This window comes from Paenibacillus liaoningensis (assembly GCF_059609455.1).
Genome location: NZ_JCAALU010000013.1, coordinates 31,030 through 57,428 on the forward strand (window position 1 = coordinate 31,030; position 26,399 = coordinate 57,428).

A 26,399-nucleotide genomic window follows, 5' to 3' on the forward strand; every position below is an offset into this window, starting at 1 on the left:
TTTAATTGAAGGAGGGGCTGGGCCATGCTAGCTTCCACGCCAAAAACGAGCAAATCGCGAAACGTTGCCGTTACTCTGGCTGTCGTGCTCGTCAATGCGATTTTGCATTCAAGCATTTACCTGTTTCTGCGCGATACGAATTTGCCATCTGTATTATATGCTTTGCTTGCTATCATTTGGGGAGTGCTGGGCGTTTATTCGATTTATTGGTCGTTTAACTGGGCAGTGGAGCAATATCCAGACATCTGGAAGCGGCGCATCCAGCCCTTTATTTTCGTAGGACCGGCAGCATTGCTGCTCGGATGGCTGCTGCTCATTCCGACGCTGCGCACCTTCTATATGAGCCTTATGGATGCGGGCACGGAGAAGTTTGTCGGCCTCTCCAATTATGCCGCAGTTTTTACGAATCGCTTGCTGTTAACGGCGCTGCGCAACAATTTGATGTGGGTCGTTTTTGGCGCTACCGCCTGTATCTGCTTAGGGCTGCTGATTGCCGTGCTTGCTGACCGCAGCAGCTTCGAGAAGCTGGCGAAAGGCATCATCTTTATGCCAATGGCGATTTCGTTCGTCGCTGCCGGCGTCATTTGGAAATTTATTTATTTCTACAAGCCGGGTGATGAGCAGATCGGTTTGCTCAATGCGATTGTGGTCGCCTTCGGAGGGGAAGCGCAGGCTTTCACCAGCATGCTTCAGCCCTGGAACAATCTTTTCCTCGTCGCCATTCTGATTTGGATGCAGACGGGGTTTGCGATGGTGCTGTTCTCGGCGGCACTCAAGGGCGTGCCAGAGGATATGCTAGAGGCGGCGCGGATTGACGGCGCGGGGGAAATTCGTATTTTTCGTAGCATCATTATTCCGGCCATTTCAGGAACGATTTTGTCGGTATCGACGACGATTATTGTATTTACGCTGAAAATTTTCGATGTCGTCATGGTCATGACTGGCGGGCAATACGATACGGAAGTGGTGGCGACGCAGTTTTACCGCCAGTTTTTCATGTATCGCAATGCAGGCTACGGCTCAACGCTGGCGATTGTGCTGCTCATCGCGGTTATCCCCGTCATCATCATTAATTTGCGGCAGTTTCGGAAACAGGGGGGATTCTGATGAAGCGGACACGGAAAAAGACGATGTCGAAAACGATCGTCAACGTCATACTCGCTTTTATTTGCTTCATCTGGCTTATTCCGACGGTAGGCCTCTTGGTCTCCTCGTTCCGGCCTGCGGTTGATATTTTGCAAACCGGCTGGTGGACGGTATTCCCGCACCGTGATTATGTCACACAATCGACGATTACGCTGCCGAAGGAAACGGATTTGCGCCAGCCGATTGAGGTGAATGGCGAGCTGTTTAACGATGATCAGCTGCGCAGCGGCGTCACGGCGCAGGATGGCAGCAGGCTCATTTGGGAAAACCGCCGGGCGCGTACGATCCAGGTGCAGCAGCCGGACTGGAAGGTGAATACGAACTTCACGCTGGAAAACTACAATGGCGTGCTGACGGGCAAAAACTTTGAAATTATGCAGGCAGATGGCACGCTTAGATCGCAAAAGGGAGAAGGGCTCTCCAAAGCCTTTCTCAATACGATGGTTGTGACGATTCCATCGACAATTATTCCGATCCTAATCGCGACATTTGCTGCTTATGCTTTTGCATGGCTGCGGTTTCCACTACGGCGATCGATGTTTGTCGCCGTTATTATGATGCTCGTTGTGCCGCTGCAGGTTGCGCTCATCCCGATTTTGAAGGATTACACGGCACTTGGCCTCAATGGCAGCTACCTGGGCATATGGATTGCGCATACGGGCTTCGGCTTGCCGCTGACGATATATTTTATGTATACATTCATTAGCCAGCTGCCCAAAGATCTGTTCGAATCGGCGTTTATGGACGGAGCTTCGAACTTCACGATTTTTACACGGCTCATTCTGCCATTGTCGGTTCCAGCGATTGCGTCCATTGGCATTTTCCAGTTTCTCTGGGTTTGGAACGATTATTTAGTGTCCTTGGTGTTCATCGGCAGTCAGCCGGATGTGCAGGTCATGTCTATGCGAATTGCCGCAATGGTAGGGTCAAAAGGAAGCGACTGGCATCTGCTGACGGCAGCTGCATTCGTCTCGATGCTAATGCCGCTAACCGTATTTTTCGCCCTGCAAAAATATTTCGTCCGCGGCTTATTGGGCGGCTCGGTGAAAGGTTAGGCAGCGAGTGGCGCCTCTCCTTCAAGAAACCCGTGCGTATGCCCGAAAGATTGGGTACAATAGCTGGGTAGGAGGAGATTGAGGATGTCAGATATTACATTTTTGCGCAACTTCCCCTTTTTTGAACATATGAATGATTTGGAGCTGGCGGCAATCGCTCCGCTGTTCGTGACGAGAACCTTTGCCAAAGGCGCCCAGCTGTTCTGGGAGCAGGATGAAGGCGATGAGTTGTATATGATTAAAGCCGGAGCGGTGCAAATTTACCGTCATGAGGAGGATCGCGAGGTTATACTCGCCATTTTCCATGAGGGGGACTATTTTGGCGAGATGGCGCTGATCGACAGCACGAAGCTGCGTTCTGCCTCGGCGAAGGTATTGGAGAAAAGCACGCTTTATGTGCTGAAGCGCGAACAGTTTTTTGGGCTGCTGAAGGAAAATCCGGGCATTGCGATTCATATTTTGAGCATTACGCTGGAGCGTCTGCGCAAAGCGAATGAGCTTATTACCGATTTGACGATTTCGAATGCGCGTACGCGCATTTCGCGGCTGCTGCTGCGGCTGTCGGATAAATACGGAACGACGATTGGGCTGAAGCTGACGCATCAGCAAATTGCTGATATGACGGGGACGGTGCGGGAGACGGTAACGAAGGTGCTGCTTGAAATGCAAAATGAAGGTTATATTCGCATTGTGAGCAAAAAAATCAGCATTTTGGACAAAGAGCAGCTGCAAGTCATCGGCGCCATCCAGCAGGATGGCCGGCTGAACGATGAGGGCCCTATCGCCCAGGAAGGCTGAATGCAACTATTTTTTCAAAAATGTAATTTGGATTACATTTTTTTGCGGGAGAAGTTGTTATGATCTAAAAGAAGAAGATAATAATAATGACGTGATGTCATCCTCTCGTTTATTCATTACCTATTCATTATGCGCTTCTGAGCGAAGCGCCCTCTCTATTAAGCAAGCATGATGCCTTGCTAGAGGCCGCCCTGAAAGTAGTGTTTCACTACTGGGAGGGTGGCCTTCTTTTTTATTCCTGCTTAACGGATAGATGCTGGCTGCCATTGTTTACGGTAGGCAAGCGGCGTCACACCTTCCCTCGCCTTAAACAGGTTGATAAAATGGCTGACGTTGTCGATCCCTACGAGCGGGGCAATATCGGCTACAGGCTGATCCGAATACTTCAATAGCTCCTTTGCTTGTGAAATACGAATGCCAATGACGTATTCGTGGGGAGAGAAGCCTGTATAGCGCTTGAATTGCTTGGCAAGATGGTATTTGCTCACCGCATGCTGGCGTGCCAGCTGGTCGAGCGTCATTTTCTGGGCATAATGCTGTTCGAATTTTTCAATGATTGCCGCAATATAGGGCGGAGGCTCTGTGCTCAGCAGCTCCGGTTCATGCGCGGCAAGCAGTATCTCGGTTAGAAGCTCAGCAAGCAATAGCGAGCTGGCCAGCTCTGTGCGTATGCTTTTTTGCCGATTCATTTGCAGCAATTGCGTAAGGCAGGCCTGAATCCGGCACTCTGGCCGGAGCGTAACGACTGGAGTGCTGCTTGCAGCAAACTGCTCATAGTAGCCGCGTGTGGCGCTGCCGTTGAGGTGTACCCATAAAAGCTCCCAATTGCCGCCGGCAGCGGAACTTGCGGCATAATGCTGGTAGCTCATGCAATCGATGAAAAACAACTGATGAGGCTGCAGCTCATAAGTAACGTCACGGTACGTCAAGCGGCCTGCACCCGCTAAAGTATAGACGAGCAGGAACGATTCAAGCTGCTCCCGCTCGGTATAGTAAGGGACGAAGGCCTGAAAATGCCCGATTTCCTGAATGTAAAAAAGAGCGGATTTCGCGAATGCGGATGGTGTAGCTGCTAAGCGGACGGATTCAGGCGTCCAGGCATGGATGGCTTTTTCACGATAAGCAGACATGGATGAAGACCTCCCCAAGATTCTATTATTTTTGCACAACTTTGTTTGATGTTTATTATATTGTAAGCCTTTACAATAGTCATATAAAACATGATTGCAGCTGAGAGGATGATCCGTCATGTCACTGCTGACACCGATTAAGCCTGCCCGCAAACCGAGAATTGGCATGTATTCTGTTGGCCTGCGCGCGTATTGGGAACAGTTCCCCGGCCTGCGCGAGCGTCTTGAGCAATATGGGGCATTTATTGAGCAGAAAATCGCCCAGTGGGCCGATGTATTTAATTATGGTCTGGTGGATACGGAAAGCGAGGGGCGCAGCGCGGGAGAATGGCTCAATACGCAAAATGTAGATTTAGTGTTTTGTCATGCCGCTACGTATTCAACCAGCTCGACGGTATTGCCTATCCATCAAATCAATAAAGCGCCAGTCGTGTTTCTTAATTTGCAGCCGACCGAGCGAATGAATTATGAAGGTTCAACGACAGGAGAATGGCTGGCGCACTGCGGCGCTTGTCCGGTTCCGGAGCTTGCTAACGCGTTTAATCGTGCCGGTATACCATTTAAAGTTGTAAATGGCTTGCTGGGACTAGATTATACACCGGATATTTCACTGACGAATGAGGTAACGAGCGGGCGTAAGGAAGCTGTTCGCGCCTGGCGTGAGATTGAGGAATGGGTAAGGGCGGCGGGTGTTCCGCGCACGCTGCGCCATAGCCGCTTCGGTTTTCTTGGCAATACGTATAGCGGCATGCTGGACATGTATAGCGATTTTACGATGCTTCAGGCTCAGACCGGCCTTCATATAGAGGTGCTGGAAATGTGCGATTTGGATCGCATGCTAAGGTCGGTTACGCCGCAGGAAACGAAGCGCAAGCGGGATGAAGTGCTGGCGATGTTCCAGCTCAGCGGCGATTCTCCTTCTGATCCGATTGCCAGAAAACCGACGGAGGAGCAGCTTGAATGGTCGTGCAAGGTGGCGGCAGCGCAGGAAAAACTCGTACGCGAATATGATTTGGATGCGCTAACCTATTATTATCATGGTGCGCCGGGCGGTGAATACGAGCAGCTGCAAGGCGGCTTTATTGTGGGGCATTCTTTGCTGACAGCCAGAGGTATTCCTTGCTCGGGAGAAGGAGATTTGAAGACGGCCGTCGCTATGAAAATATGCGATATTCTCGGCACAGGCGGCAGCTTCTCGGAAATTGTGGTCGTCGATTACGTTGATGAAACGATTTTGCTTGGGCATGATGGACCGTTTCATATTGCCATATCTGAGGGAAGACCTGTATTGCGCGGCATGGGGCTCTATCATGGCAAACAGGGAACAGGTGTATCCGTTGAAGCGAAGGTACGTACGGGACCGATTACGACGCTGAACTTGACCCAGACAGGAGATGGCAGGCTTAAGCTGATCAGCAGCGAGGCGGAGTCAACCAATGGACCGATTATGCGTATTGGCAATACGCAGACGCCAGTAAAATTCAAGCAGCATCCAGACGATTATATGACGGCATGGTTTGCCGAAGCTCCGACCCATCACTGCGCCATGTCGATTGGACATAATGCCTCGCTGTTCAGCAAGGTTGGGGAGCTGATGCAGATCAAGCATGTGGCGCTGGGTTAGACGTTAGCTAAAAAATATTCAGCTGCTATGACAGTTGCGCTGTTTCTTAGCAACAGCAGCTTTCTTGCTTATCCTTGCTTTTAAAGGCGTACAAAATAAAGGAGCCATCCCTGAGGAGGCTCCTTTATTTTGTACGCCTAATATTCGAACACCAAATTATTATATGCCTATGAATGAAGGAGCGTTAAGGTTAAGCAGCAGTGCGATTAAACTTTCGGCGCCTCTAGCTGCGCCTTAATGCCTTCCTTCGCCTCTTCAGCCTTCTCTGATACTGAACCAATGATATGCTCGGCGCTTTGCTTTGCATGGTCGGCTACGTCGGAGGCCTCATCGCGAACCGTAGTGGCGAGGCTTTGCGTTTTGTTGCCTATCGTAGAAACGAGATCGCTAGTTTTCTCGCTAATGTTGGAAGCTAAGCGGCCCGTTTTTTGGGTTAAATCTGAGCAGGTATTGGAAAGAGATTTTCGCAGCTCGGAGCCTGTTTTTGGAGCAAGCAGCAGGGCCGACAAAGCACCGAGCGCACCTCCAATAAGAATTCCCGCTAGCAGTCCGTTTGATTTTGCTTCATTTACAGGGTTTGACATATTAATCCTCTCCTCTTATCTGGTTATCGTCTCTCATGTCACTAAGTAACCTCCCTAGCCATTTTTGAAACAAGCTTTAATATGTGAAGTGGCGATCGAACAATGCGGAGGGATCATTTTATATAGGAATGGAATGGCATTATCGTTTATGATATAACTACTAGAGCGTTTCACTTTGAAAAAATAGGTTGATTAAATTGTAGCAACGAAAGGAGCGCGAACATATGCGAATTGCAATTGTGGACGACAACGCTACGAATTTGCTCATAATAGAGAAAATACTGCAAAAAGCCGGATACACGAAATTAGCAACAGCCTCCTCAGCGATGGAGCTGTTTGATATTTTGGAGCTAGATGAGCCGAATGCGACGGAACCGCCGGTTTCTCTCATTCTAATGGATTTAATGATGCCGGGCATCGATGGCATTGAAGCGTGCAGGCGCATTCAGGAAAGTGAGCGCTACCGCGATATTCCGGTTATTTTTGTTACGGCGCTCGGGGATTCCAACAAGCTGGCGGAAGCGCTGGACGCGGGAGCGATCGATTATGTCATGAAGCCGATTAATAAGGTCGAGCTTCTGGCTCGCATTCGCTCGGCACTTCGTCTTAAATATGAAAAGGATTGGCATAAGGAGCGCGATCAGCGGATTTCCTTCGAGCTGAATTTGGCGAAGCAGGTGCAGCGCAGCATATTAAGCGATCCGATAGACAATGATCGGGTGAAAATCGATGCGATTTATCGGCCGTCCTCTGAGCTGGCAGGCGACTTTTATGCCTGGTATTGCTTAGGCGGCGGAAAATATGGCGTGATTTTGCTTGATATGATGGGCCATGGCATTTCTTCCTCGCTCGTGTGCATGTATATTTATTCGGCGCTGCAGGATACGATCAAAAGCATTTCCGATCCCGAGCTCGTCGTGCTTGAGCTGAACCGGAGAATGATGCAGCTGCAAGGCTCGAATCAACTGATGAACTATTATTTTACCGCTATCTATTATGTGCTGGACACGAAGGAGCAGACGATTGAATATGTCAATGCCGGGCATCCCGCTGGCATCGCCTTTGTGGATCAAAAACCGCAGCTGCTGACGGAAGGCTGCTGCGCCTTAGGATTTTTTGATAACATTGAAGTGAAGAAAGGCAGCATTTCTTATCGCAACCAAGTGAAAATCGTGCTTTATACCGATGGTCTGCTGGATCAGCTCGCCAAAGGACAAGAGGATGACGTTCAGCAGCTGCAAGCAAGGCTGGGTGAAGATGGGGAACAGCTTGAGGATCATGTGCTGAATTTGTTCGAAGGTTTAGGACAGGTGAGCCAGCAGGACGATATATGCCTCGTTACGGTCGAAACAAAAGTGAAGGCGTAATAGATAATACGAGCGAGATACTAATAGAAAGAAATGATAGGCCCAAAGCTGGCAGCACGCTTTTACGGAAAAATAATTTTGAAATCGTTGCTCGCCAGCTGTTTCAATCAATCCCAAACGGTTTAATATAAGGATATCTGACTATTTCAGCAGATGCTGGTTTTGTTATGAACAGCATGATCGGCTGCATAGAATTTCATTTTAAACGTAGGCATGATAAACGTAATAGTCGCTTTCATCCCGCAAGTGGCAAGCAGGCAGCTGATCTTCCAGGCCCTCAGTTCTCCGCTTGTGCAGTGACGGTGTTATTGATATGATCTACTTAAAATTTGCCTTGGGAGTGTGTTCAATGACGTTAAACAAATTTCAGGCAGTTATTCATGAAACGGATAGCGCGATAATTGTACAAGTAGGCGGTGAGCTTGATTTGGCCGCAGCGCCCGAGCTGCGCTCCCTGCTTGAAACGGTCGTCAATCGTACGGAGAAAACGCTGGTTCTGGATACGGAACGCCTTGCTTATATCGATAGTACAGGTATCGGCATCGTGGTGTCGGTCATTAAAGCACGTGATGAGAAAAAAGCCGAATTTATCGTTAAAAATATTCCAAGAAGCATTAAGCGGCTATTTGATATTACAGGCATTTCAGGTTATATCAACGAAGGGACCGTAAGCTAAGCATGAAGCGTATTGTGATGCAAATACCGGCGGACGCACAATATTTGGATATCGTGAGGCTTGGCCTGTACGGTATTGCTTCTAAAATGGGTTTTTCGTACGAGGATATCGAAGATATGAAGGTTGCTGTGGGAGAAGCTTGCAATAACGCTGTTTTACACTATACGCCACATCAAGCGGGCGAGCGGGAGGCGGCCGATGCTGTTGAGGCCGCTGAGGACGAGCTCCAAATTATAGTTGAATTTGAAGTGCTGCCAGACAGCTTGACGATTAAAATTACGAATAGCGGAGCAGGCTTTGAAGCTGGCGCCTATATGGAAAAGGCAGGGCCGCTCGAAGGTGAAGATACGAGCGGTTTAGAAGTTGGCGGACTGGGCTTGTATTTAATGCAAGCGCTAATGGATGAGGTTAATATACATTCCGCCGAATGTACGCAGGTTGTCATGACCAAGCGCCTTCTGCCGCTGCAATAACACATAACCACGACTAAGGCATGGGACGCCCCGGCAAGTCGTGGTTTTCTTTTTTTATATCGCTGGCCAGCTGCTGTTTCATTCCTTGTGGAGCAGGGTAACTTAAACGTAACAAGAAGCACAAGGAAAGTAAGGGAGGCTATGATTATGCTATGGGAAATAGGGGTTTTGATAGCAGCAATTGCTTTTGCAATACTCGTTTATTATGTGATAGAGGCGCTTAGATCGCTCAAGTATTCTCTAGATGAGATGAGGGTAACTTTAGTCGAAGTGAAGCATGAGATATCGGCAATCGGTACAGAGGTGAAGGGCGTCGTTCAAACGACAAACTCTGTTGCAGATGATGTAAATATGAAGCTCAAATCGCTTGATTCGCTGTTTGGCTCGCTGGATGATGTGGGCCATGTCGTTCAGGAAGCGACCTCGGCGGTTAAGGAATCGGCTGTCGCACTCATTTCCTCTTTGAAAACGGGGCAGAAGCTGCGGAAAGAAAGAGCCGTCGTACAAGCCAAAGCGGAAGCAGCAAGGCCGAAAGTGGCAGTGAATAGCACGAAGACGGAATTAATTGCCCAAGGAGCAACGCTTGCGGCGAAGGTGCTGCAGATGCTTGTAGAGCGTAAAGCCAATACGGCAGCAGCAGATAACGTATCCAGGCCAGCTGCTATGCATAATACAGCTTCTAGCAGACAGTAAACAGATCTTTTGCAGCATGACGTACAGAACTTAACATTTTACTGTAGAAAGGAAAGAATGGCTGATATGAAAACATCGGTGCAGTTGACAATTCCAGCGGAGGCAGATTATCTCGATATCGTAAGATTGACCTTATATGGTCTTGCCGTTAAATTAGGTTTTGAATATGAGCAAATTGAAGATATGAAGGTAGCTGTGGGCGAGGCGTGCAATAACGCGATTATACATGGTTATGAGCATCGCGGCTCGGGCGAGCTTCATGTGAGTTTTGAACAGCAGCTTGACGGCTTGAAAATTTGTGTTCGTGACAATGGAACCAGCTTTAATTACGAACAGGCTGTTAACCGTACAGCGGGAGCGCTTCATGCGACGAGGCTTAGCGAGGCTCCAATTGGCGGACTTGGTCTGTATATGATGCAGGCGCTCATGGATCATGTGGAAGTGAATACGACTAGCGGTACGGAGGTCATTCTTACAAAACTGCTTGGCAGAAAAGAGGAGATGGCATGAGTACAAAACCCTCCTCCAAAGGTCCAAGCGAAATCGCCGCATTCATGCAAACCTACCGTGATGAAGGTTGTAATGAAGCGGCTACGGCGCTTCTGGTGCATTATGAGGATATCGTTCGGATGGCTGCTGGCAAAATGTCTCGCAGCCGCCCGGATTTATATGAGGATTTATATCAGGTAGGCCAGATGTCGCTGCTGCGGCTCTTTAAACAATACGACCCTTCAATCGGTATTCCGTTTGAAGGTTATGCAATGAAAAGCGTCATTGGCAATTTGAAAAATTATTTGCGTGACCGCTCTTGGTATATTCAAGTTCCTAGACGTGTGAAGGAAAAGGGCAGCATGCTTCAGCATGCGATTGATGAGCTGACGGTAAAGCTGGAACGCTCGCCGAAAGTGGAGGAAATCGCCGCCCATCTGGAGCTTACGCAGGAAGAGACGATTGAAATTTTGGCAGGACGTGATTATTACCATTACACATCGCTTGATACGCCGTTGACGAGCGAAGGGGATGGCGCTTCAATTGGCGATCTCATTGCGAACCCGTCCGATGAATTTAAAGCGCTTGATATGAAGCTGGATATAGGAGAAGCAATGAAAAGTCTCAAGGAAGAGGAACAGACCGTCATCCATCTAATCTATCAGGAAGGCCAGTCGCAGCGAATGATAGCCGATAAGCTGGGCGTTTCGCAAATGAGCGTTTCCCGTATTCAGAAGCGTGCGATTGAGAAGCTGCGGGCATGGCTGTAGGTTTCTCCGCGTGCCTCGTTTCCTTGCCATACTCTTAGCAATGATGATAGAGTTGTAGGGATGGTGGGAATGGAGGAATGACTTATTTGGCGTTCGATGCGCTTTACGATAAGAGCGAAAATTTTATTAGGCTACCTTAGCATTCTATTATGCTTAGCTGTTGCGATTGTCATTATTGTAACCCGGATAAACGCTTTACAGAGCGAAATCAATTTTGTCGCTGATCATGATATTGCCGTTCATGAAATGGTCGATCAACTTGAAATCAATATGCTGGATATGCAAAATGGGCAGCGCGGCTACGTCATCAGTGGTGACGAGAAGTATTTGGTTCCTTATAACGATGCCAATTTAGTATGGGGGAGCAATTATAATACGCTGCATGAGCTATTGAGTGATAATCCTGCCCAACAGGCCAATTTGGAGGAAATTAAAGGGAATATTGAGCAATGGGGCAAGTTTGCAGGTCAGCCCGTTGTTCAACTGCGTAAAGAAAACAAGATGGATGCGATCAGGACCTATTACGCGAGCGATTTGGGCAAGGAAATTGTGGAAAAGGTTCGTACCCAGCTGGATCAGCTTCGTACTTCGGAGAAGGAGCTTACGAAGCAAAGGGTGGAGACGCTCTCACAAAATAATGTCAATTTGCAATACGTATTATTTATTGCATTTGCGTTAGTGACGATAAGCGCGATCGCTGCTGCTATGTTCGTCTCAGGCGCCATCGTTCGTACGATTAGGGATGTCAAACATACGATTCGCAGCATCATTGCTTCAGACGGCGATATTAATGAGCGTATTCGCGTGAATACGAAGGATGAAATTCGCGAGCTGGCCGAGGCGACTAATGAATTGCTGGACAACGTCAATGAAGAAAGCTGGGTACAGAAGCGTACCGTGGAGGTAGCGGATATGTATCAGGGCTTTAAGCATATTGCTGATCTGTCCGAAGCGTTTGTCTATCAAGTAACACCGATGCTGGATGCTACTTATAGCGCCATTTATTTGCGCCATGTCCAAAATGGTGTGACTACCTATGTGAAAACGGCTTCCTTTGCCGGACATGACCATGCAATAGAAGCAGCTGTAAGCTTCAAGCCTGGAGAAGGTATTGCAGGCCAATGTGTCGTTGACAAACGGCTGTATCATTTGACAGATTTGCCGATGGGATATGTTAAAGTCCGCTCTTCCTTAGGCGAGGCTTCTCCTCGCAGCTTGCTTGTGGCTCCTGTTTTCTTCGAGGGTAAAGTATTGGCGGTTGTAGAGTTTGCCTCTTTAGGAAGCTTCGAAGATAAGCATCTTACGCTTATTAAAGCGCTGCAGGAAAGCCTTGGCGTAGCTATAAACAGCGTCGTAGGCCGTATGGAAATCGAGCGTCTGCTTAATGAATCGCAAATGCTGACCGAGGAGCTGCAGGCGCAGTCCGAAGAATTGCAGGCACAGTCTGAGGAAATGCAAATGCAGCAGGAGCAGCTGCGCCTGACAAATGACTATTTGCAGGAGCAGCGGGACTTGGCCGAGCAGCGCAACACCCAGCTGGAGCAGACGAAGCACGAGCTTGAGGATTATTCCGAGAAGCTTGTACAGAGCTCGCAATATAAGACGGATTTTCTGGCCAATATGTCGCATGAGCTGCGTACGCCGCTTAACAGCATTTTGATTTTGTCGCAGATGCTTTATGAGAATGAAAATAAGACGATGACGGAGGAAGAGCAGCATTATTCCCACGTCATCCATTCGGCGGGCAAAGATTTGCTTAGCCTGATCGACGATATTTTGGACTTATCGAAAATCGAAGCCGGCAAGCTGGAAGTGACGATTGACGATGTCAATATGACTGAAATTCCAATGCTGATGCGCCAGTTATTCGATCCCGTAGCGGAGAAAAAACAGCTTTCCTTCGTTACTGTCTTCGATGAGCAAGCACCGCCTATTATCTCGACGGACGGTCACCGCTTGCAGCATATTTTGAAAAATCTGCTGTCCAATGCGTTTAAGTTTACAGATAGCGGTTCCGTGCGCCTCAGTATTTCTTCTGTGGAACAAGCACGAATGCTGGAGCTGTATAATGGCGAGGCGCCATCCGATACGATGATTGCCATTTCGGTAACCGACAGCGGTATTGGCATTTCGCCAGACAAGCAAGCGATTATTTTCGAAGCGTTCCAGCAAGCCGATGGGACGACGAATCGCCAATATGGCGGTACGGGCCTAGGCTTATCCATCTGCCGTGAATTTACCCGCCTGCTTGGAGGCAGGCTGCAGCTTGAGAGTGTGGAGGGCGAGGGAAGTACGTTTACATTGTATTTGCCAAGCTTAAATGAAGAGTTTGCAGCGTTCAGCCAGGAAATGCTGAATAGCCGTGATCAGTCGGCAGCTGGTGCCAATACCGTAATATGGCTTACATCTGATGATGCTGGAGGCGACTCTAAGAAACTGGAGGATGAAGTGCTTAGCGAGGAAGAGGCGGCGCAGCTAAAAGCTCATATAGAGGATACGCGGCTGTTTGAGGGGAAAAGGGTGCTGCTCGTTGATGACGACGACCGCAATGTATTTGCACTCAAGACGGCGCTTGCCAGTAAAGGGGTTATTGTAGAATCGGCCAGCAACGGCAAGCTCGGCCTGGAGCTTTTGAATAAACAACCTGATTTTGATATTATTCTTATGGATATTATGATGCCGGTTATGGATGGATTGGAAGCTATACGCAGCATTCGCAGCAATCCGGTGCTGAAAGAGCTGCCGATTATTGCGCTCACAGCGAAAGCAATGAGAAATGATCGGGAGCGCTGCATGCAGGCGGGCGCTTCGGATTATATTAGCAAGCCGCTCCAAATAGAACAGCTCTACTCGCTGCTGCGCGTATGGATGACGAAGCAGGAGGGCCGATGAATCAAGAAGTGGAGAACGTAGAGCTAGAATTATTTTTAGAAGGCATCTACCGTTATTATGGATTTGACTTTCGGCATTACATTCGTTCGTCTCTCTTGCGCCGGATTCAAAATCGGTTGCGTATTGAAGGCATTCCTACGATTACAAGATTGCTTGATCAGGTGCTTCGGGATAAAGATATGCTGGATAAGGTGCTGCAGGATTTCTCCATTAGAGTAACCGAGATGTTTCGGGACCCTGGGTTTTTCCGCGCCTTGCGCCAAGAGGTGATTCCTTATTTGCGAGGGCTTCCGGAAATAAGAATATGGCATGCTGGCTGTGCGACAGGCGAAGAGGTTTATTCTATGGCGATTTTGCTCAAGGAGGAAGGCCTCACGCAGCGCAGCAAAATTTATGCGACCGATATGAGCGAGAGCGCGATTGAGAAGTGCCAGCGCGGCGCATATCCGCTAAAGCAAATGCAAATTTATACGAAAAACTATATGGAAGCGGGTGGAATGATCGCCTTTTCCGAATATTATCAAACGGATCATCAATTTGCTTATTTTTTGCCGGAGCTGCGGGATAATATTATGTTCGCCCAGCATAATTTGGTGACGGACGGCTCGTTCAATGAATTTCATCTAATCATTTGCCGCAATGTGATGATTTATTTCGACACAACCTTGCAGCAGCAGGTCCATAAGCTGTTTTACAGCAGTTTGGCGGCGGAGGGATTTCTTGGATTGGGAAATAAAGAGTCCATTGTCCAGCTCGATAAGCATTTGCAATATGTCGAATTTAATCCGAATGAGCGGATCTATCGCAAAGCAGCATTAGGCGGAGAGGCCGCAAAATAGGCTTTATAATGAAAAGAGCGGCTTGTCTGCTCTTTTTTTGTGTTATATAATTTTTTTGCCAATAGGTAAAAAAGGCAGGGATGCTATCAAAGATTGTCGAATACTTTAGGAGAAATGGGCTAGTGATGAATTTTCGAAGCTTTGAGGTGCAGGAATGAGAGAAGTATTGAGATACGCAAGGTTCATCGTATTATTCTTCGTTTTATCCATCTGTTTAATGGTCCCTCGAGCTTTTGCGAGCCCTCCTCCTCCACCAATAACATATATTGATCAGTGGTATATTCAATGGCTAGATGAGGCAAGTCAGGAGCCGGTGCTCGCAGATGTGATGGATCAGGAGCACAGTGATAGATGGATCTTGTCAACAGGCAATGATCGGCTAACCGCTAAGCCGGAAGGCTTTAACTCCGCCTGGATCAAGATTGAGGTTCCTGAGTTGAATTGGGAAAACCCAGGTATTATGCTGGACGTGAACTTTGCGCAGCAAATTCGTATATTTAATGATGGTTATCTTATTTATGAGGATGAGCGAAACTACGGTTATGAGACGAACAATATTTTGCTGAAGCTTTCTCCTCATTATTATAATAAGCCGATATACATCTATTTAAAAGGTAATGCAGATGCAAGCTCGCTCGGAATCGATGGGAGCGTGAAGCTTGGCGATTTCCAAAGCATGAATTCTAAATATTTGCAGAAAAATATTTTGGATATTATTTTGGGCGGCACGCTTGTATTTGTATCGATTTCATTGCTAATATGCATGCTGTTTGTGAACAAAATATATTGGCCAGGCTGGAATTCGTTATGTCTCCTCATGCTGTCGATTGGGGTAATGACATTGACGATTTCCCCGTATTTGTATGCATTTTTCGGCAAATCCAGCCGGGTGTATTATTATTTGTTTGATATATCCTCGACGTTTATTATGACTTGGATCTTTTTATTTTTTGAGCAAATCATTAGTAAGGGCACAAGCCGGATCTTAAAATATTGCTTGCGTGTCCAATTAGTCATCTCTATTGGAAGCTTCGCATGGCTGCTGCTGAGCGTCCTGCTGGGCGGAAGGATCTTGCATTATTATGAGAGCATCGTTCCACTCATCTTTGCTTCGTCCGTCATTATTGGCAATATCATTTTGATCTCGGTGCTTGCATTTTATTGTGTGAAGCGAAACCGGGAAAGCATTATTATTTCCGCAGGCTTTGCGCTGTTTGCGCTAACCGTGGTGTCCGAGCTGGTCATTTATTTTACGCAAAAAGATTATGAAATGTTTTATTGGAAATGGGGAACGCTGTTTTTCATCTTTTCTTTAATTGTGGTGTTGATCCGGCGGATCATTAATAATTATGAGCAAATGCTGCTGTACTCCCGAAAGCTGGAAGTCTTCAATAATGAGCTGCAGCGTTCGGAGAAAATGGAAATTATTAGCCAGCTCGCCGCATCGGTTGCACATGAAGTGCGCAATCCGCTGCAGGTGACACGCGGCTTTCTCCAACTGATTGGCCACCGTTCCGCTGATCAGAAGGATAAAAACTATATGCTGCTTGCTATCGACGAGTTGGATCGGGCTTCCAGCATCATTACGGACTTCTTGACCTTTGCCAAGCCTCAGGTTGAAATGACAACGATATTGAATATAGCCGAGGAATTGGGACAAATTGAAGCGATTCTATCTCCGCTAGCTACAATCCAAGGTGGAGAATTGCGGGTAGAGTCGAATTTTGAACTGTATGTGCGGGGGAATTCCTCTAAATTCAAGCAAGCGATTATTAATATTGTGAAAAATAGCATCGAAGCACTGCCGACAAAGGGAAGCATCGACATTATTGCCTATCAGGAAGATTCCACCGTCATTATTCGCATTAGCGATAATGGAGTCGGGATGGAAGAGAGCGAGCTGGAAAGATTGGGCGAGCCGTATTTCTCCAATAAGTCCAAAGGTACGGGGCTTGGGCTGATGGTGACCTTCCGCATTATCGAAGTGATGAACGGCCGGATCTATTTTAACAGTATTAAAGGAGTAGGCACGGAAGCGTTCGTAAGTTTGCCTATAGCAGAAATTCAATAAAAGCGCCTTGCCGTCCCGGCAGGGCGCTTGATTTATGACTGTACGTAGAGGTTTACTTCCAAGGTGGGGATGCGACAGCCGCTTGGGAGCTATCAGCAGGGCTGACAGGAATAACGAGATAGTAGCTGTTAGTTTGTTCTTCTACTGCTTTTACTTCAACGCCTTCTGGAATTTCAACTTGAAACGCCTCTTTAATAGCGGCACGTGGATCAGCAAGGAGCTGCTTCTTGAAAGCCTCATCTTCCCATGCTTTCTGAATAATTTGCTGTCGTAAATTGTTTTCGCTGCTCATACTTTTCCACCTTTCTAGTATTATGTATAAGTTCCATTTACATATTGTAACATGAAATTTCGACAAAAACTACTATATATTTTCAGAAAATAGTGATGAAAATTAGATTATTTTGGCTAAAATCGTCATGTTAGTGTTTGGAAAAGTCCGCCTTCCATTTGTTTTTGTCGAGCTAGCTCTATATTTTGGGCATCCTTTGCGAGGGAAGCGGTGATGGAGGCATGAAATGCCAGCAAATGACCAGCCTTAAGGCCTAATTGTTGATGGGCTTGCTCAAATTGGCAAGCGAGCTCCGCATAGTCCGTTAGTAGCCCCTGTACATATATTGCTTTCCTTAATTTACTGACTGTAATAGGCGACTGCTCCGGCCATTTATCCATGAAAAACGCTAGTAATCCGTTATAGCTTCCATCTGCCAGATCAGCTTCCCAATCCGTCCAATCATCGGCCATCTGAAGCGCTACGAGTACATAATCAACAGCTCGTTCCACTGCTGGTATGAAGGCTTGCTGGCCCGAGAGGAGCAGGGCTCCGGTGCTGGCTATTTTCACGAGGGACGACTTTAAAGCGGTGCGAAGCGGATCGGTATTAAAATAATCTTCAGCGGACTCCTGGGCCACGCCAATCGACCAATCGGCCATGTAGCGGTCGTAATACTCCCAAAACCTAGAGTCAGAGGTGTGAAGACGGTGCAGAACACCGTACATCTGCGTATAAAATAAATGGCTCAAAGCCAGCTTCTGTCTGCTCTCCGCACTCCCCGAATCCATCACTTCATCCACAATGAAAAAATGCAGCATGCCGAATACATTGGCAAGCGCAAGCTGCTCGCATTGCTCCTCGGTCACAGAGGCCATTTCCGTCATCCAATAGGGCAGCAAATAGCCGATATAGTTCTGGTTGCCGCTGCGATGCAGAGGATTAATATGCGTGATATATGCTTGTCCCGTTTGATTTAGCGGTTCGGGAAATTTTGCCGTTATTTGCTGTGCTTTGGTGAAAACAGCTTGCAGACTGGATTCAAAAGGAGTGATAAATGGCATGGGATCATAGTCCTCTTATCTTGATATAATAGGCTTAAAGGCTTATAAAATAATATGTTTTCCAGTATTATACTTTGTTTTGGCGGTTGAAGATAGAGGGGAAGTTAAGTAAAATGTAGAAACTTGGAACTTTTATATGGAAAAACGATAAAAAGAGCGCGGCGATTGCCGAAGGGAGGCGCGAATGGGACAAAACGGGCTTTTAATGAAACCAGTCGTTCCGATTTTGCGAATTTTTGATGAAGCACATGCTAAAGCGTTTTATATGGATTTTCTCGGCTTTCGGCTGGATTGGGAGCATCGTTACGAGGCGAATTTTCCATTGTATATGCAAGTATCTAATGGCTGCTGTGTGCTGCACTTATCCGAGCATCATGGCGACAGCTGCCCCGGCGCAGCTATTCGTATTGAAACGAGCCAAATTGAAGCCTATCATACCCGTCTGCTGGAAAAAGAGTACCGTTACGCCAAGCCTGGACTGGAACGAACGCCATGGCACACACTCGAATGCGTCGTGACGGATCCGTTCGGCAATCGGCTGCTTTTTTATGAAAACCAAATGAAATAAGCCATACAAGCGGGCCTGAATCATTCCGCCGTATGGCTTTTTCTATTTAGAATATAACGGCGACAGCCAGTCAGCGATAATGTTCATCCAGCTTTTGCCGCTGCAGCAGCACGCGTGCCTCATCAGCTGGAATCGGGCGCGAGAACAAGTAGCCTTGCAGACGCTCGCATTTGAGCTCGGCCAGCATTTCCAGTTGGGACACGACCTCGACCCCTTCGGCCAAAACATCAAGCTGGAGGCTGTGGGCAAGCCTGATGATGGAATGGACAATCGAAATATCAGGCGTGACGTTGATCATATCGCGAATAAAGGACTTGTCGATTTTCAGTGTATCAATCGGGAGCTTTTGCAAATAATGCAGCGAGCTGTAGCCTGTTCCAAAATCATCAATGGCGATGCTCACGCCGAGCGTCTTGAGCCGGTTCAGTTTGTTGATGACCTGGTCGGCACCTTGCAGGCCGATGCTCTCGGTAATTTCCAGCTCCAGCAAATGAGGAGGCAGCTTCGTTTCGAATAAAATATGCCGGATCGTCTCGAATAGGCTGTCATCCTCAAATTGCTTCATCGATATATTAACCGCAATTGTTACCGGCATCAGTCCTTCATCTATCCAGCGCTTCTGCTGCTCACAGGCTCGGCGCAGCACCCATTCGCCGAGCTGGATAATCATGCCTGTTTCCTCAGCCAGGGGAATAAACTCCAACGGGGAAATGAGTCCCCGCTCCGGCATGTTCCAGCGGACAAGCGCCTCAAAGCCAGAGATTTTCCCTGTGCTCGCTTCAACCTGCGGCTGATAAAACAGCGTCAGCTGCTCCTGCTCCAAAGCGATCGCGAGTTGCTTCTCCATCGTAGTGCGGCGAACGATAGATTCATTCATTTCCGAGGTGAAGAAGAGATAGTTGTTTTTCCCCTGCTCCTTCACTCGGTACATGGCGATATCAGCAAACTGAATCAGCTGCTCGGACGATGTGCCATGGTCGGGATATAGGCTGATGCCGATACTTGCTGTGGATAGCAGTCGATTGTTGTCGTAGATGATGGGTTCGGCGATTTCGTCAAGTATTCTTCCTGCCAGCTGCTCGGCCTCTTGGGCCCCTGCATGATTCAGCAAAATAATAAACTCATCTCCACTGAGCCGGGCAATCGTGCCGCTGTCTCCCACGCACTTGCCCATACGCAGCGCGGTTTGCTCCAGCAAAAAATCGCCAGCCCGGTGGCCAAGCGTATCATTAATGAGCTTAAAGCGATCCAAATCGACGAAAAGCACGGCGAATTGCCTGTCGATGCATGTGCTGCATTGCGCCAAAGTTGCGGTCAGCGTCTCGAAAAACGAATGGCGATTCGGCAAGCCCGTCAAGGAATCGAAATAAGCGATGCGGGAAATCGTCTCCATCGATTGTTTTTGCGCGGTCACATTTTGGGCCACGATGTAGAAGCCGGCGAGCTGCTCCTCGACAATAATGGGGATAACCGTTGCGTGCAAATAAACAAGCTCGCCCGTTTTATTGGTAATCGACGTTTCCTGATGAATGGTCCGTCCTTCATGGACTTTCTCGAGCAGCTGCTGAAGCTGCCAAGCCTCCACATCGTTGATCAATTCGCCAACCGAATGGCCGATAAGCTCAGATGCGCAGTGGCCAGTGACCGTCTCAAAGGCCGAATTGACGCTCAGCAGCGTCCCTTTCAAATCAAACCACAGAACCATATCCGGATTATGCTCAAAAAGCGATTTAAAGCGCTGCTCGCTTACTTCCAGGCGCTTCTCATGCCATTTGCTGAGCGTAATATCGTGGACGACGAGCATAAAGCCGAGCGGCATCCCTCGAAAGGAGCGAAGCGCCTTGCCGACGATTCGCACGATGCTTCCGGCTTTTCCTTCGCCTGGCTTCAGCCACAGCTCTTGGACAATATCCTGCTCCCCTTGCAGCAAGCGGTTCAGGGGCTGCTGATCAGAAGGGAGCGGTATAGCCCCGTTTATTTTAAAATAAAGCGGGTAAATGCTGTCCTTAGCTGCCGCTGTAGCGAGAAAACCGTATTTTTCCGCTACGTGGTTGCTCATAACGAGTTGTCCATCTGTATGATAAATGACGATGCCTTCATTCATATGATTAAAAAGCAGCCTGCTTATCGGTCGTAAAAGCTTGCCGATACCAGGCCGATAAATGGTTTTTGCAATATGTTGGGTGATAGACAAGGGCTGCTGACACTTCCTCATGAGGTTAATTTAAGTTTATGTTATGTTCGTTGAGAATAATTGTCAACGATTTCCCTCCTGCTGGTCGCTTGCTTAGAAAAGCGGAAAAGCTAAGTGCCATCATTGCCATAAAAATATAATTGACAATGATTCTCAATAGGAATATACTTCGCAATAGAATAAATTCACACGACGTGGATCATTAAAAGGGGATATTTCGAATGAACTGGAAGTTAATCGCAATTTCATTATCTTGTGCAAGTTTATTAATTCTTTCGGCTTGCGGATTTGATACTGCTACCAATACAAAAACAGACAATGGGGCAGCAGCAGCAACGAATACAGCTGCAGAATCGCCGGCAGCGTCGGAATCTCCAGCTGCTACAGTAGCGCCTGCCACGGAAGAGGAATGGCAGCCTGTTCTTGATGAATATCGCGCCTTTACGATTAAAGAGGCGGATTCGCTCGTTATTGAAACTGAAAAATTCGTCAATGCCGTTAAAGCGGGCGATATCAGGGCGGCGAAGCAGCTGTATGCGCCATCGAGAATGTATTATGAAAGAATCGAGCCAATTGCTGAAGCTCTGGGCGATTTTGACCCGCATATTGATGCCCGTGAAAATGATGTCGATGAGAAGGAATGGAGAGGCTTCCACCGTATCGAGAAAATTTTATGGGAAGAAAATACGACAAAAGGCGCTGAAGGTTATGCCGACACGCTGCTTGAGGATATCAAGCTGCTTCGCGCTTTGATGGAGACGGTTGAAATCGAGCCAAGCCTGCTCGTTACGGGAGCTGTTGAGCTGCTGAACGAAGTATCCTCCTCTAAAGTAACCGGCGAGGAAGAGCGTTATTCGCATACGGACTTGTATGATTTTGTTGCGAACGTGGAAGGGGCAGAGAAAATTTATGAGCTGCTTCAGCCGCAGCTGAACAAGCATGACGCCGCGCTGGAAACGTTGATTGGCACAAGCTTCAAAAATCTTGATGATGCGCTTGCTGTTTATAAAGATGGCGATGGCTATAAATCTTATCTGGATTTGAAAGAAGAAGATACGAAGAAGCTGAGCCAGCTGCTCGACGCTTTGGCAGAACCGCTTTCACAAATGGGCAAAATTTTGGGGGCTTAATGTTATGAGTTCTACTACTAACAACGATGACCAACAGAAGCATAATCAGAAGCAGGCTGGCGACAGCGTGCTGGAAAAACCGATGAGCCGCAGGGATTTACTGCGGCTCATGGGCGTTGGTGGGGCTGGTTTGCTGGTCGGTGCGACTGGCGTAGGCGGCATCATGCAGGCAGCGAGCAAAAGCCTGTCCGTCGCAACGACGACAGGGGCCGAAGCGGGAGCAAGTGGAGATGTGCTGCCGTTTTATGGCGCTCATCAGGCAGGCATTGCGACGCCGTCACAGGATTTTATATTATTTGCCGCTTTTGATCTGACGGCAGCTTCAATAGATGATGTGCGTACATTGTTTCAAGCATGGACAGCCGCATCGGCTGCGATGACGCAAGGAACGATGATTGGCACGGACAATAACAATCTGAATCTGCCGCCATCTGATACGGGCGAAGCCGCAGGCCTGTCGCCTTCCAAAACAACGATTACGTTCGGTGTTGGGCCGAGCTTTTTTGATGGACGCTTCGGGCTGTCAGGCAAGAAGCCATCGTCGCTTGAGGACCTTCCGGCATTTGGCGGCGATGAGCTGCAGCCTGAATGGTGCGGTGGCGATATTGGCGTGCAGGTGTGCGCGAATGATATGCAGGTCGCTTTCCATGCCATTCGCAATTTGACGCGTATCGCACGGGGCAAGGCGGTGCTGCGCTGGACGGCAGAAGGGTTTCAACGCACCTCTGGCGCCGATAAGCAGGGCGCGACACCACGCAATTTAATGGGCTTCAAGGATGGTACCGCGAACCCGGATACGAGCGATGAGGCACAGATGAAGCAAGTCGTCTGGGCTTCGGCTGATGACGGCGTGCCGTGGATGGCGGGCGGAAGCTATATGGTCGTCAGAAGAATCCGCATGCGAGTAGAGGTGTGGGATCGCTCAACGCTGTCTGACCAAGAGGCAACCTTCGGACGACACCGGGAGAGCGGTGCTCCAATTGGCAGCCTGAAGGAGTTTGACACCGTTGATGTTAACAAAAAGGATGAGAGCGGCAAGCCGGTCATTCCAGCTAACTCGCATCTGGCACTTGCTAGAGGGGACGGCTCTTTGAAAATATTGCGCCGCTCCTACTCCTACTCCAGCGGTCTGGACAATCGGACCGGTCAGCTGGATGCGGGGCTGCTGTTCATTTGCTATAACCGCGATACGAGCAAGCAGTTTATCCCGATGCAGACGAAGCTCAGCCGCATGGACAAGCTGAATGAATATATCGTGCATACGGGCAGCGCCGTGTTTGCTTGTTTCCCTGGCGTTAGCGAGGGCGGCTATATTGGAGAGACGTTATTGTAGCGGGAGAGAGGGGAAGCGGCATATGGTTTTAGGTAGAAGCCGTTACAGCATAGGCTGGAAGTGGCTGGGCATTATCGTCATTTTGGCGTCGATAGCTTTAGGAGCGATCGGCGTAAGGCCAGCTTTTGCAGAAACGTCCAGCGATTTGGATAAGCTGCTTCCGCTCGTTGGCGGAGCGCTTGCGGCGGCAAGCCAGAGCGACTGGGAGCAGGCATCCGGTCATATAAAAGAAGCAAATGAACGTTGGAAGCAGCTAAACGTGAAAAAATCAGATTTATCAGCCGATGTCGATTCCGCGCTGGCTCATGCGATCGTGCTGTTGGATGAGGCAGACAACAAGCCGGATGAAGCCAAAGCTTCCTTATCCGAGCTGGCGAAAGCGATTAATAAATATGTGAAAAGCGTCCAGAAGGACGATCAAGCTAAGCTGACCGGCAAGGAAGCCGCGAAGCAGCTTCTGCCTATGGCAACGAAGCTGCTGATCGAAATTCAAGGGGAGCAATGGGTGAAGGCGAGCGCGAATTATAAGACGATTAACGATAATTGGCTGACGATTGAACCTGCGATTCGCTCGGAAAACTTCACCGTTTACGGCAAGCTGGAGACGGCCATGAGCATGATCCGAATTGCGCTTCAGGCCGAGCCGCCGCGTGCGGAGCAAGCCGAGACGGAAACGAATGCGATGATTCAACTGATTAATGACTACATTGCTGGCAAAATCGATGCAGCCTCTACACCTGCGGAAAAGCTGGGTATTGCTGACCTGATTGCGATCGTTGATAAAGCGGCAAAAGACATAGCCGCAGGCAATTTGAATGAGGCCGATGGCCAAATGCAAGCCTTCATTTCAAAATGGCCTTCGGTCGAGGGGCAGGTGCAAATTCGCTCTGCTGATGCTTATACGAAAATCGAAATTAAAATGACGGCGGTATCGGGCTATTTGCTCTCCAATCCGCCAGTACCAGATAAAGCCCAAGCGGTAATTGCCGAAATCAGAGAAATACTCGCTCCGATGGTGGAGGAAACGCGTTATACTGCTTGGGACGCTGGAATGATTTTGCTCCGCGAGGGGCTTGAGGCGATTCTCGTGCTTGCGGCCCTGCTGGCTTATTTGAAAAAATCGGGCAATGAGTCGAAGCGCGTCTGGGTATGGTCCGGCGTCTGGGTCGGCCTGCTGCTGAGCGCTGTTATGGCTGTGCTGCTCACCTATGCCATTGCTCAGGCGGCGGCTGGCAGCGCGCGAGAAGCGATTGAGGGCATCGCCGGTCTTGTTTCCGTTATCTTGATGATCACGGTCGGTAATTGGCTGCACAGCAAAGCGAATTTGCGCAGCTGGAACAGCTATATTGACAACAAGATGGGCAGTGCCATTGCGCGCGGCAGTCTGTGGTCCCTGTTCGCTGTATCGGCGCTTGCCATTATGCGGGAAGGGGCGGAGACGACGATTTTTTATGTCGGCATGGCACCTTCCATTGATCCATTACAAATGATTTTAGGGATCGGCGTAACGTTTCTGCTGCTCGTGGCGATTGCTTTCGTCATAATTCGCTTCAGCACGAAGCTGCCCATTCGCCCCTTTTTCATTGTGGCATCGGTGCTCATTTATTATTTGGTGTTCCGATTTATGGGAGAAAGCATTCACTCGCTGCAGGTCGCTGCCTGGCTGCCTACACATGCGGTAAGCGAGCTGCCTGCTATTGGTTTCCTTGGTTTTTATCCGACGCTGGAGACGGCGCTTACGCAGCTTGCGGTATTGCTGGTCATTATCGTTATGTTCGTGTGGCAGCAGGTGAGAAGAAAAGCTTAGTTAGCCATTATAACTATTTTGCGAACAATCTAAAGCGGATGCTTGCCTTTGTGGCGGGCATCCGCTTGCTGTTTGGCGTCATGACTATTGGTTTAATAGGGAATATGATAAACTAATAACAACCCAGATAAAGGTGGAGAAAACGATGAAGGCTCAAACGATGCTTATATCCGCACTGCTGTTTGCATTCGTTATTGCGTTGTTTGCCGTAATAAATGTCAATTCGGTGCAAGTTAATTTTATGTTTGCGCAGACTCAAATTCCGCTCATCCTCGTCATTCTCGCTTCGACGCTCCTTGGCGGATTAGTGATTGGATTATTTGGAATGGTGCGTGTATTCCGTTTGCAGCGCCAGGTTAAGCTGCTGAATAAACAGGTGAATGAATTAACAGCTGAGGTGGAAAAAAAGGCAAAGCCGGAGCTCAAGCCATTCAGCATCGATGAGATTGCTGCTCCTCAGGCGCGGACGTCCGTAGATCATTAATGGCTCGTTATTTATACAGCTACAGCTGTCATGAAGAGGAATTGGAGCTATGCCGTCTGGAGCTTAGCCGCTTGCTGGATGCTCCGCTAAGCGATGGCTTTGTCGTGAGCGAGCATCGCGTTCATCCAAGCCGCAGTCCGTTTCTGAAGCGACGCGTTGAGCTTGCCCTTTCAGGAGCAAGTTTGCCGGAGCTTCTAGAGCAGCTGCCGCTTGTCGATTTGAATGGAGCGACATTCAAGGTGCTTTGCACAGTGGCGGATGCTCCATACAGCTATGAAGAGCAGCGCGGACTAGAGCGTTCCGTCGGTGCATCACTAATTGGCGTCGCGGACATGCGGCGGCCAGAGCGTCTGCTGGGCATTACCTTTTGGCAGCAGCGTTATTGGTTTGGCGACTGTGAGGAAGCGAGCGCAGTCTGGCTCGCCCATCGGCAGAAGCCGCAAAATTATTCAACAGCACTTGGCACAAGAGTGGCTCGGGCGGTAGTTAACATTGCCGCAGGGCCGAATGGCGAGGTGTTGAGTATGATCGATCCATGCTGCGGCATGGGCACCGTGCTGATTGAAGCGCTGTCGATGGGCATTGCGATTCGTGGCGTGGATCGCAATCCCCTTGCGGTGCGGGGGGCCCGGGTCAATCTTGCTCATTTTGGCTATAGTAAGGAGCTTGTTTCACTGGGCGATATGCGTGAGCTGGAGGGGCATTATGATGCGGCAATCGTAGATCTGCCATATAATTTATGTTCGGTCTTGCCGATTGGCGAGCAGCTTGATATGCTGGAAAGTGTAAGACGGCTTGCTAACCTTGCAGTCATTGTGACGACGGAGCCGATTGAAACGCAGCTTTCAGCCTCCGGCTTTAGCTCGGTAGATCGCTGCGAACTGCATAAGGGCGCTTTTACAAGATTTATTACGCTGGTTAAATAATAAAGCGAGGTGATA

The 26,399-nt window shown here is 48.6% G+C and carries 24 protein-coding genes; 19 read left to right on the top strand and 5 right to left on the bottom strand.

Features of this window, described 5'->3' with window-relative positions; genetic code table 11:
* Positions 1-24 precede the first annotated feature (24 nt).
* From AC6B99_RS20345 to AC6B99_RS20355, 3 genes are all read left to right on the top strand, one after another.
* Entirely contained in the window at positions 25-1,107 is a 1,083-nt protein-coding gene (locus AC6B99_RS20345) for a carbohydrate ABC transporter permease (protein ID WP_056037197.1), read from the top strand.
* Positions 1,107-2,201: a carbohydrate ABC transporter permease gene (locus AC6B99_RS20350; RefSeq protein WP_056037194.1), complete on the top strand. Its 1,095-nt coding sequence runs from the start codon at positions 1,107-1,109 to the stop codon at positions 2,199-2,201. Before AC6B99_RS20345 ends, AC6B99_RS20350 begins: the two co-directional genes overlap by 1 nt.
* Positions 2,202-2,285: 84 nt before the next feature.
* Positions 2,286-2,999 (top strand): Crp/Fnr family transcriptional regulator, encoded by a 714-nt coding sequence (locus AC6B99_RS20355; RefSeq protein WP_056037193.1) that lies wholly within the window; start codon positions 2,286-2,288, stop codon positions 2,997-2,999.
* A gap of 242 nt (positions 3,000-3,241) precedes the next feature.
* Here AC6B99_RS20355 and AC6B99_RS20360 read toward each other — a convergent pair whose 3' ends face one another.
* Positions 3,242-4,129, bottom strand: coding sequence for an AraC family transcriptional regulator (locus AC6B99_RS20360; RefSeq protein WP_496664082.1), 888 nt, complete (start codon positions 4,127-4,129; stop codon positions 3,242-3,244).
* Positions 4,130-4,247: 118 nt separating this feature from the next.
* On the opposite strand from AC6B99_RS20360, the gene AC6B99_RS20365 reads away from it, so the two are divergent.
* Positions 4,248-5,753, top strand: a complete 1,506-nt coding sequence (locus AC6B99_RS20365; protein ID WP_496664083.1) for a hypothetical protein — start codon at positions 4,248-4,250, stop codon at positions 5,751-5,753.
* 206 nt (positions 5,754-5,959) lie between these two features.
* Here the strand turns inward: AC6B99_RS20365 and AC6B99_RS20370 are convergent, their stop codons facing one another.
* The gene (locus tag AC6B99_RS20370) at positions 5,960-6,337 is read right to left on the bottom strand and encodes a YtxH domain-containing protein (RefSeq protein WP_056037182.1); all 378 of its coding nucleotides are present in this window, start codon (positions 6,335-6,337) and stop codon (positions 5,960-5,962) included.
* Between the two features lie 224 nt (positions 6,338-6,561).
* Between AC6B99_RS20370 and AC6B99_RS20375 the strand changes: the two genes are divergently transcribed.
* From AC6B99_RS20375 to AC6B99_RS20415, 9 genes are all read left to right on the top strand, one after another.
* Positions 6,562-7,704 (top strand): PP2C family protein-serine/threonine phosphatase, encoded by a 1,143-nt coding sequence (locus AC6B99_RS20375; RefSeq protein ID WP_056037179.1) that lies wholly within the window; start codon positions 6,562-6,564, stop codon positions 7,702-7,704.
* A gap of 349 nt (positions 7,705-8,053) precedes the next feature.
* Positions 8,054-8,380, top strand: coding sequence for an STAS domain-containing protein (locus AC6B99_RS20380; RefSeq protein ID WP_056037176.1), 327 nt, complete (start codon positions 8,054-8,056; stop codon positions 8,378-8,380).
* A 2-nt stretch (positions 8,381-8,382) separates the two neighbouring features.
* A complete protein-coding gene (locus AC6B99_RS20385; RefSeq protein ID WP_496664084.1) occupies positions 8,383-8,853 on the top strand; it encodes an ATP-binding protein in 471 nt (156 codons plus the stop codon).
* Positions 8,854-9,000: 147 nt separating this feature from the next.
* Positions 9,001-9,546, top strand: a complete 546-nt coding sequence (locus tag AC6B99_RS20390; RefSeq protein WP_496664085.1) for a DUF948 domain-containing protein — start codon at positions 9,001-9,003, stop codon at positions 9,544-9,546.
* A gap of 57 nt (positions 9,547-9,603) precedes the next feature.
* Positions 9,604-10,056 (top strand): anti-sigma B factor RsbW, encoded by a 453-nt coding sequence (gene rsbW, locus AC6B99_RS20395; protein WP_056037167.1) that lies wholly within the window; start codon positions 9,604-9,606, stop codon positions 10,054-10,056.
* A gap of 44 nt (positions 10,057-10,100) precedes the next feature.
* Positions 10,101-10,805 carry a sigma-70 family RNA polymerase sigma factor gene (locus AC6B99_RS20400; RefSeq protein ID WP_237163518.1) on the top strand — a complete coding sequence of 235 codons (705 nt, stop codon included), beginning with the start codon at positions 10,101-10,103 and terminating at the stop codon, positions 10,803-10,805.
* A gap of 96 nt (positions 10,806-10,901) precedes the next feature.
* Complete coding sequence (locus AC6B99_RS20405; protein WP_496664086.1) at positions 10,902-13,697, top strand: CHASE3 domain-containing protein; 2,796 nt, start codon at positions 10,902-10,904, stop codon at positions 13,695-13,697.
* Positions 13,670-14,536 carry a CheR family methyltransferase gene (locus tag AC6B99_RS20410; RefSeq protein WP_496664087.1) on the top strand — a complete coding sequence of 289 codons (867 nt, stop codon included), beginning with the start codon at positions 13,670-13,672 and terminating at the stop codon, positions 14,534-14,536. The genes AC6B99_RS20405 and AC6B99_RS20410 overlap by 28 nt, the downstream gene beginning before the upstream one ends.
* A 313-nt stretch (positions 14,537-14,849) precedes the next feature.
* Positions 14,850-16,607 (top strand): ATP-binding protein, encoded by a 1,758-nt coding sequence (locus AC6B99_RS20415; RefSeq protein ID WP_496664088.1) that lies wholly within the window; start codon positions 14,850-14,852, stop codon positions 16,605-16,607.
* A 52-nt stretch (positions 16,608-16,659) separates the two neighbouring features.
* Here the strand turns inward: AC6B99_RS20415 and AC6B99_RS20420 are convergent, their stop codons facing one another.
* Both AC6B99_RS20420 and AC6B99_RS20425 read right to left on the bottom strand, forming a co-directional pair.
* Positions 16,660-16,899, bottom strand: coding sequence for an NHLP leader peptide family RiPP precursor (locus AC6B99_RS20420; protein WP_056037153.1), 240 nt, complete (start codon positions 16,897-16,899; stop codon positions 16,660-16,662).
* Between the two features lie 125 nt (positions 16,900-17,024).
* Complete coding sequence (locus AC6B99_RS20425) at positions 17,025-17,942, bottom strand: class 1 isoprenoid biosynthesis enzyme (RefSeq protein ID WP_496664089.1); 918 nt, start codon at positions 17,940-17,942, stop codon at positions 17,025-17,027.
* A 184-nt stretch (positions 17,943-18,126) separates the two neighbouring features.
* On the opposite strand from AC6B99_RS20425, the gene AC6B99_RS20430 reads away from it, so the two are divergent.
* Entirely contained in the window at positions 18,127-18,510 is a 384-nt protein-coding gene (locus AC6B99_RS20430) for a glyoxalase superfamily protein (RefSeq protein WP_056037147.1), read from the top strand.
* A gap of 70 nt (positions 18,511-18,580) precedes the next feature.
* Here the strand turns inward: AC6B99_RS20430 and AC6B99_RS20435 are convergent, their stop codons facing one another.
* The gene (locus AC6B99_RS20435; RefSeq protein ID WP_496664090.1) at positions 18,581-20,704 is read right to left on the bottom strand and encodes a putative bifunctional diguanylate cyclase/phosphodiesterase; all 2,124 of its coding nucleotides are present in this window, start codon (positions 20,702-20,704) and stop codon (positions 18,581-18,583) included.
* A gap of 221 nt (positions 20,705-20,925) precedes the next feature.
* On the opposite strand from AC6B99_RS20435, the gene efeO reads away from it, so the two are divergent.
* The 5 genes from efeO to AC6B99_RS20460 all read left to right on the top strand — a co-directional run bounded on the left by efeO (position 20,926) and on the right by AC6B99_RS20460 (position 26,384).
* Positions 20,926-21,834, top strand: coding sequence for an iron uptake system protein EfeO (gene efeO / locus AC6B99_RS20440; RefSeq protein ID WP_496664091.1), 909 nt, complete (start codon positions 20,926-20,928; stop codon positions 21,832-21,834).
* A 4-nt stretch (positions 21,835-21,838) separates the two neighbouring features.
* Positions 21,839-23,167: an iron uptake transporter deferrochelatase/peroxidase subunit gene (efeB, locus tag AC6B99_RS20445; protein ID WP_494864171.1), complete on the top strand. Its 1,329-nt coding sequence runs from the start codon at positions 21,839-21,841 to the stop codon at positions 23,165-23,167.
* A gap of 22 nt (positions 23,168-23,189) precedes the next feature.
* Positions 23,190-24,974 carry an FTR1 family iron permease gene (locus AC6B99_RS20450; protein ID WP_496664092.1) on the top strand — a complete coding sequence of 595 codons (1,785 nt, stop codon included), beginning with the start codon at positions 23,190-23,192 and terminating at the stop codon, positions 24,972-24,974.
* 145 nt (positions 24,975-25,119) lie between these two features.
* Complete coding sequence (locus AC6B99_RS20455) at positions 25,120-25,458, top strand: LapA family protein (RefSeq protein WP_063892588.1); 339 nt, start codon at positions 25,120-25,122, stop codon at positions 25,456-25,458.
* Positions 25,458-26,384 carry a TRM11 family SAM-dependent methyltransferase gene (locus tag AC6B99_RS20460; protein WP_496664093.1) on the top strand — a complete coding sequence of 309 codons (927 nt, stop codon included), beginning with the start codon at positions 25,458-25,460 and terminating at the stop codon, positions 26,382-26,384. Before AC6B99_RS20455 ends, AC6B99_RS20460 begins: the two co-directional genes overlap by 1 nt.
* Positions 26,385-26,399 lie beyond the last annotated feature (15 nt).

Coding starts and splice junctions, on each gene's coding strand:
- AC6B99_RS20345 (WP_056037197.1), top strand. CDS start 25: ATGCTAGCTTCCACGCCAAAAACGAGCAAATCGCGAAACGTTGCCGTT.
- AC6B99_RS20350 (WP_056037194.1), top strand. CDS start 1,107: ATGAAGCGGACACGGAAAAAGACGATGTCGAAAACGATCGTCAACGTC.
- AC6B99_RS20355 (WP_056037193.1), top strand. CDS start 2,286: ATGTCAGATATTACATTTTTGCGCAACTTCCCCTTTTTTGAACATATG.
- AC6B99_RS20360 (WP_496664082.1), bottom strand. CDS start 4,129: ATGTCTGCTTATCGTGAAAAAGCCATCCATGCCTGGACGCCTGAATCC.
- AC6B99_RS20365 (WP_496664083.1), top strand. CDS start 4,248: ATGTCACTGCTGACACCGATTAAGCCTGCCCGCAAACCGAGAATTGGC.
- AC6B99_RS20370 (WP_056037182.1), bottom strand. CDS start 6,337: ATGTCAAACCCTGTAAATGAAGCAAAATCAAACGGACTGCTAGCGGGA.
- AC6B99_RS20375 (WP_056037179.1), top strand. CDS start 6,562: ATGCGAATTGCAATTGTGGACGACAACGCTACGAATTTGCTCATAATA.
- AC6B99_RS20380 (WP_056037176.1), top strand. CDS start 8,054: ATGACGTTAAACAAATTTCAGGCAGTTATTCATGAAACGGATAGCGCG.
- AC6B99_RS20385 (WP_496664084.1), top strand. CDS start 8,383: ATGAAGCGTATTGTGATGCAAATACCGGCGGACGCACAATATTTGGAT.
- AC6B99_RS20390 (WP_496664085.1), top strand. CDS start 9,001: ATGCTATGGGAAATAGGGGTTTTGATAGCAGCAATTGCTTTTGCAATA.
- rsbW (WP_056037167.1), top strand. CDS start 9,604: ATGGCTGATATGAAAACATCGGTGCAGTTGACAATTCCAGCGGAGGCA.
- AC6B99_RS20400 (WP_237163518.1), top strand. CDS start 10,101: ATGCAAACCTACCGTGATGAAGGTTGTAATGAAGCGGCTACGGCGCTT.
- AC6B99_RS20405 (WP_496664086.1), top strand. CDS start 10,902: ATGCGCTTTACGATAAGAGCGAAAATTTTATTAGGCTACCTTAGCATT.
- AC6B99_RS20410 (WP_496664087.1), top strand. CDS start 13,670: ATGGATGACGAAGCAGGAGGGCCGATGAATCAAGAAGTGGAGAACGTA.
- AC6B99_RS20420 (WP_056037153.1), bottom strand. CDS start 16,899: ATGAGCAGCGAAAACAATTTACGACAGCAAATTATTCAGAAAGCATGG.
- AC6B99_RS20425 (WP_496664089.1), bottom strand. CDS start 17,942: ATGCCATTTATCACTCCTTTTGAATCCAGTCTGCAAGCTGTTTTCACC.
- AC6B99_RS20430 (WP_056037147.1), top strand. CDS start 18,127: ATGGGACAAAACGGGCTTTTAATGAAACCAGTCGTTCCGATTTTGCGA.
- efeO (WP_496664091.1), top strand. CDS start 20,926: ATGAACTGGAAGTTAATCGCAATTTCATTATCTTGTGCAAGTTTATTA.
- efeB (WP_494864171.1), top strand. CDS start 21,839: ATGAGTTCTACTACTAACAACGATGACCAACAGAAGCATAATCAGAAG.
- AC6B99_RS20450 (WP_496664092.1), top strand. CDS start 23,190: ATGGTTTTAGGTAGAAGCCGTTACAGCATAGGCTGGAAGTGGCTGGGC.
- AC6B99_RS20455 (WP_063892588.1), top strand. CDS start 25,120: ATGAAGGCTCAAACGATGCTTATATCCGCACTGCTGTTTGCATTCGTT.
- AC6B99_RS20460 (WP_496664093.1), top strand. CDS start 25,458: ATGGCTCGTTATTTATACAGCTACAGCTGTCATGAAGAGGAATTGGAG.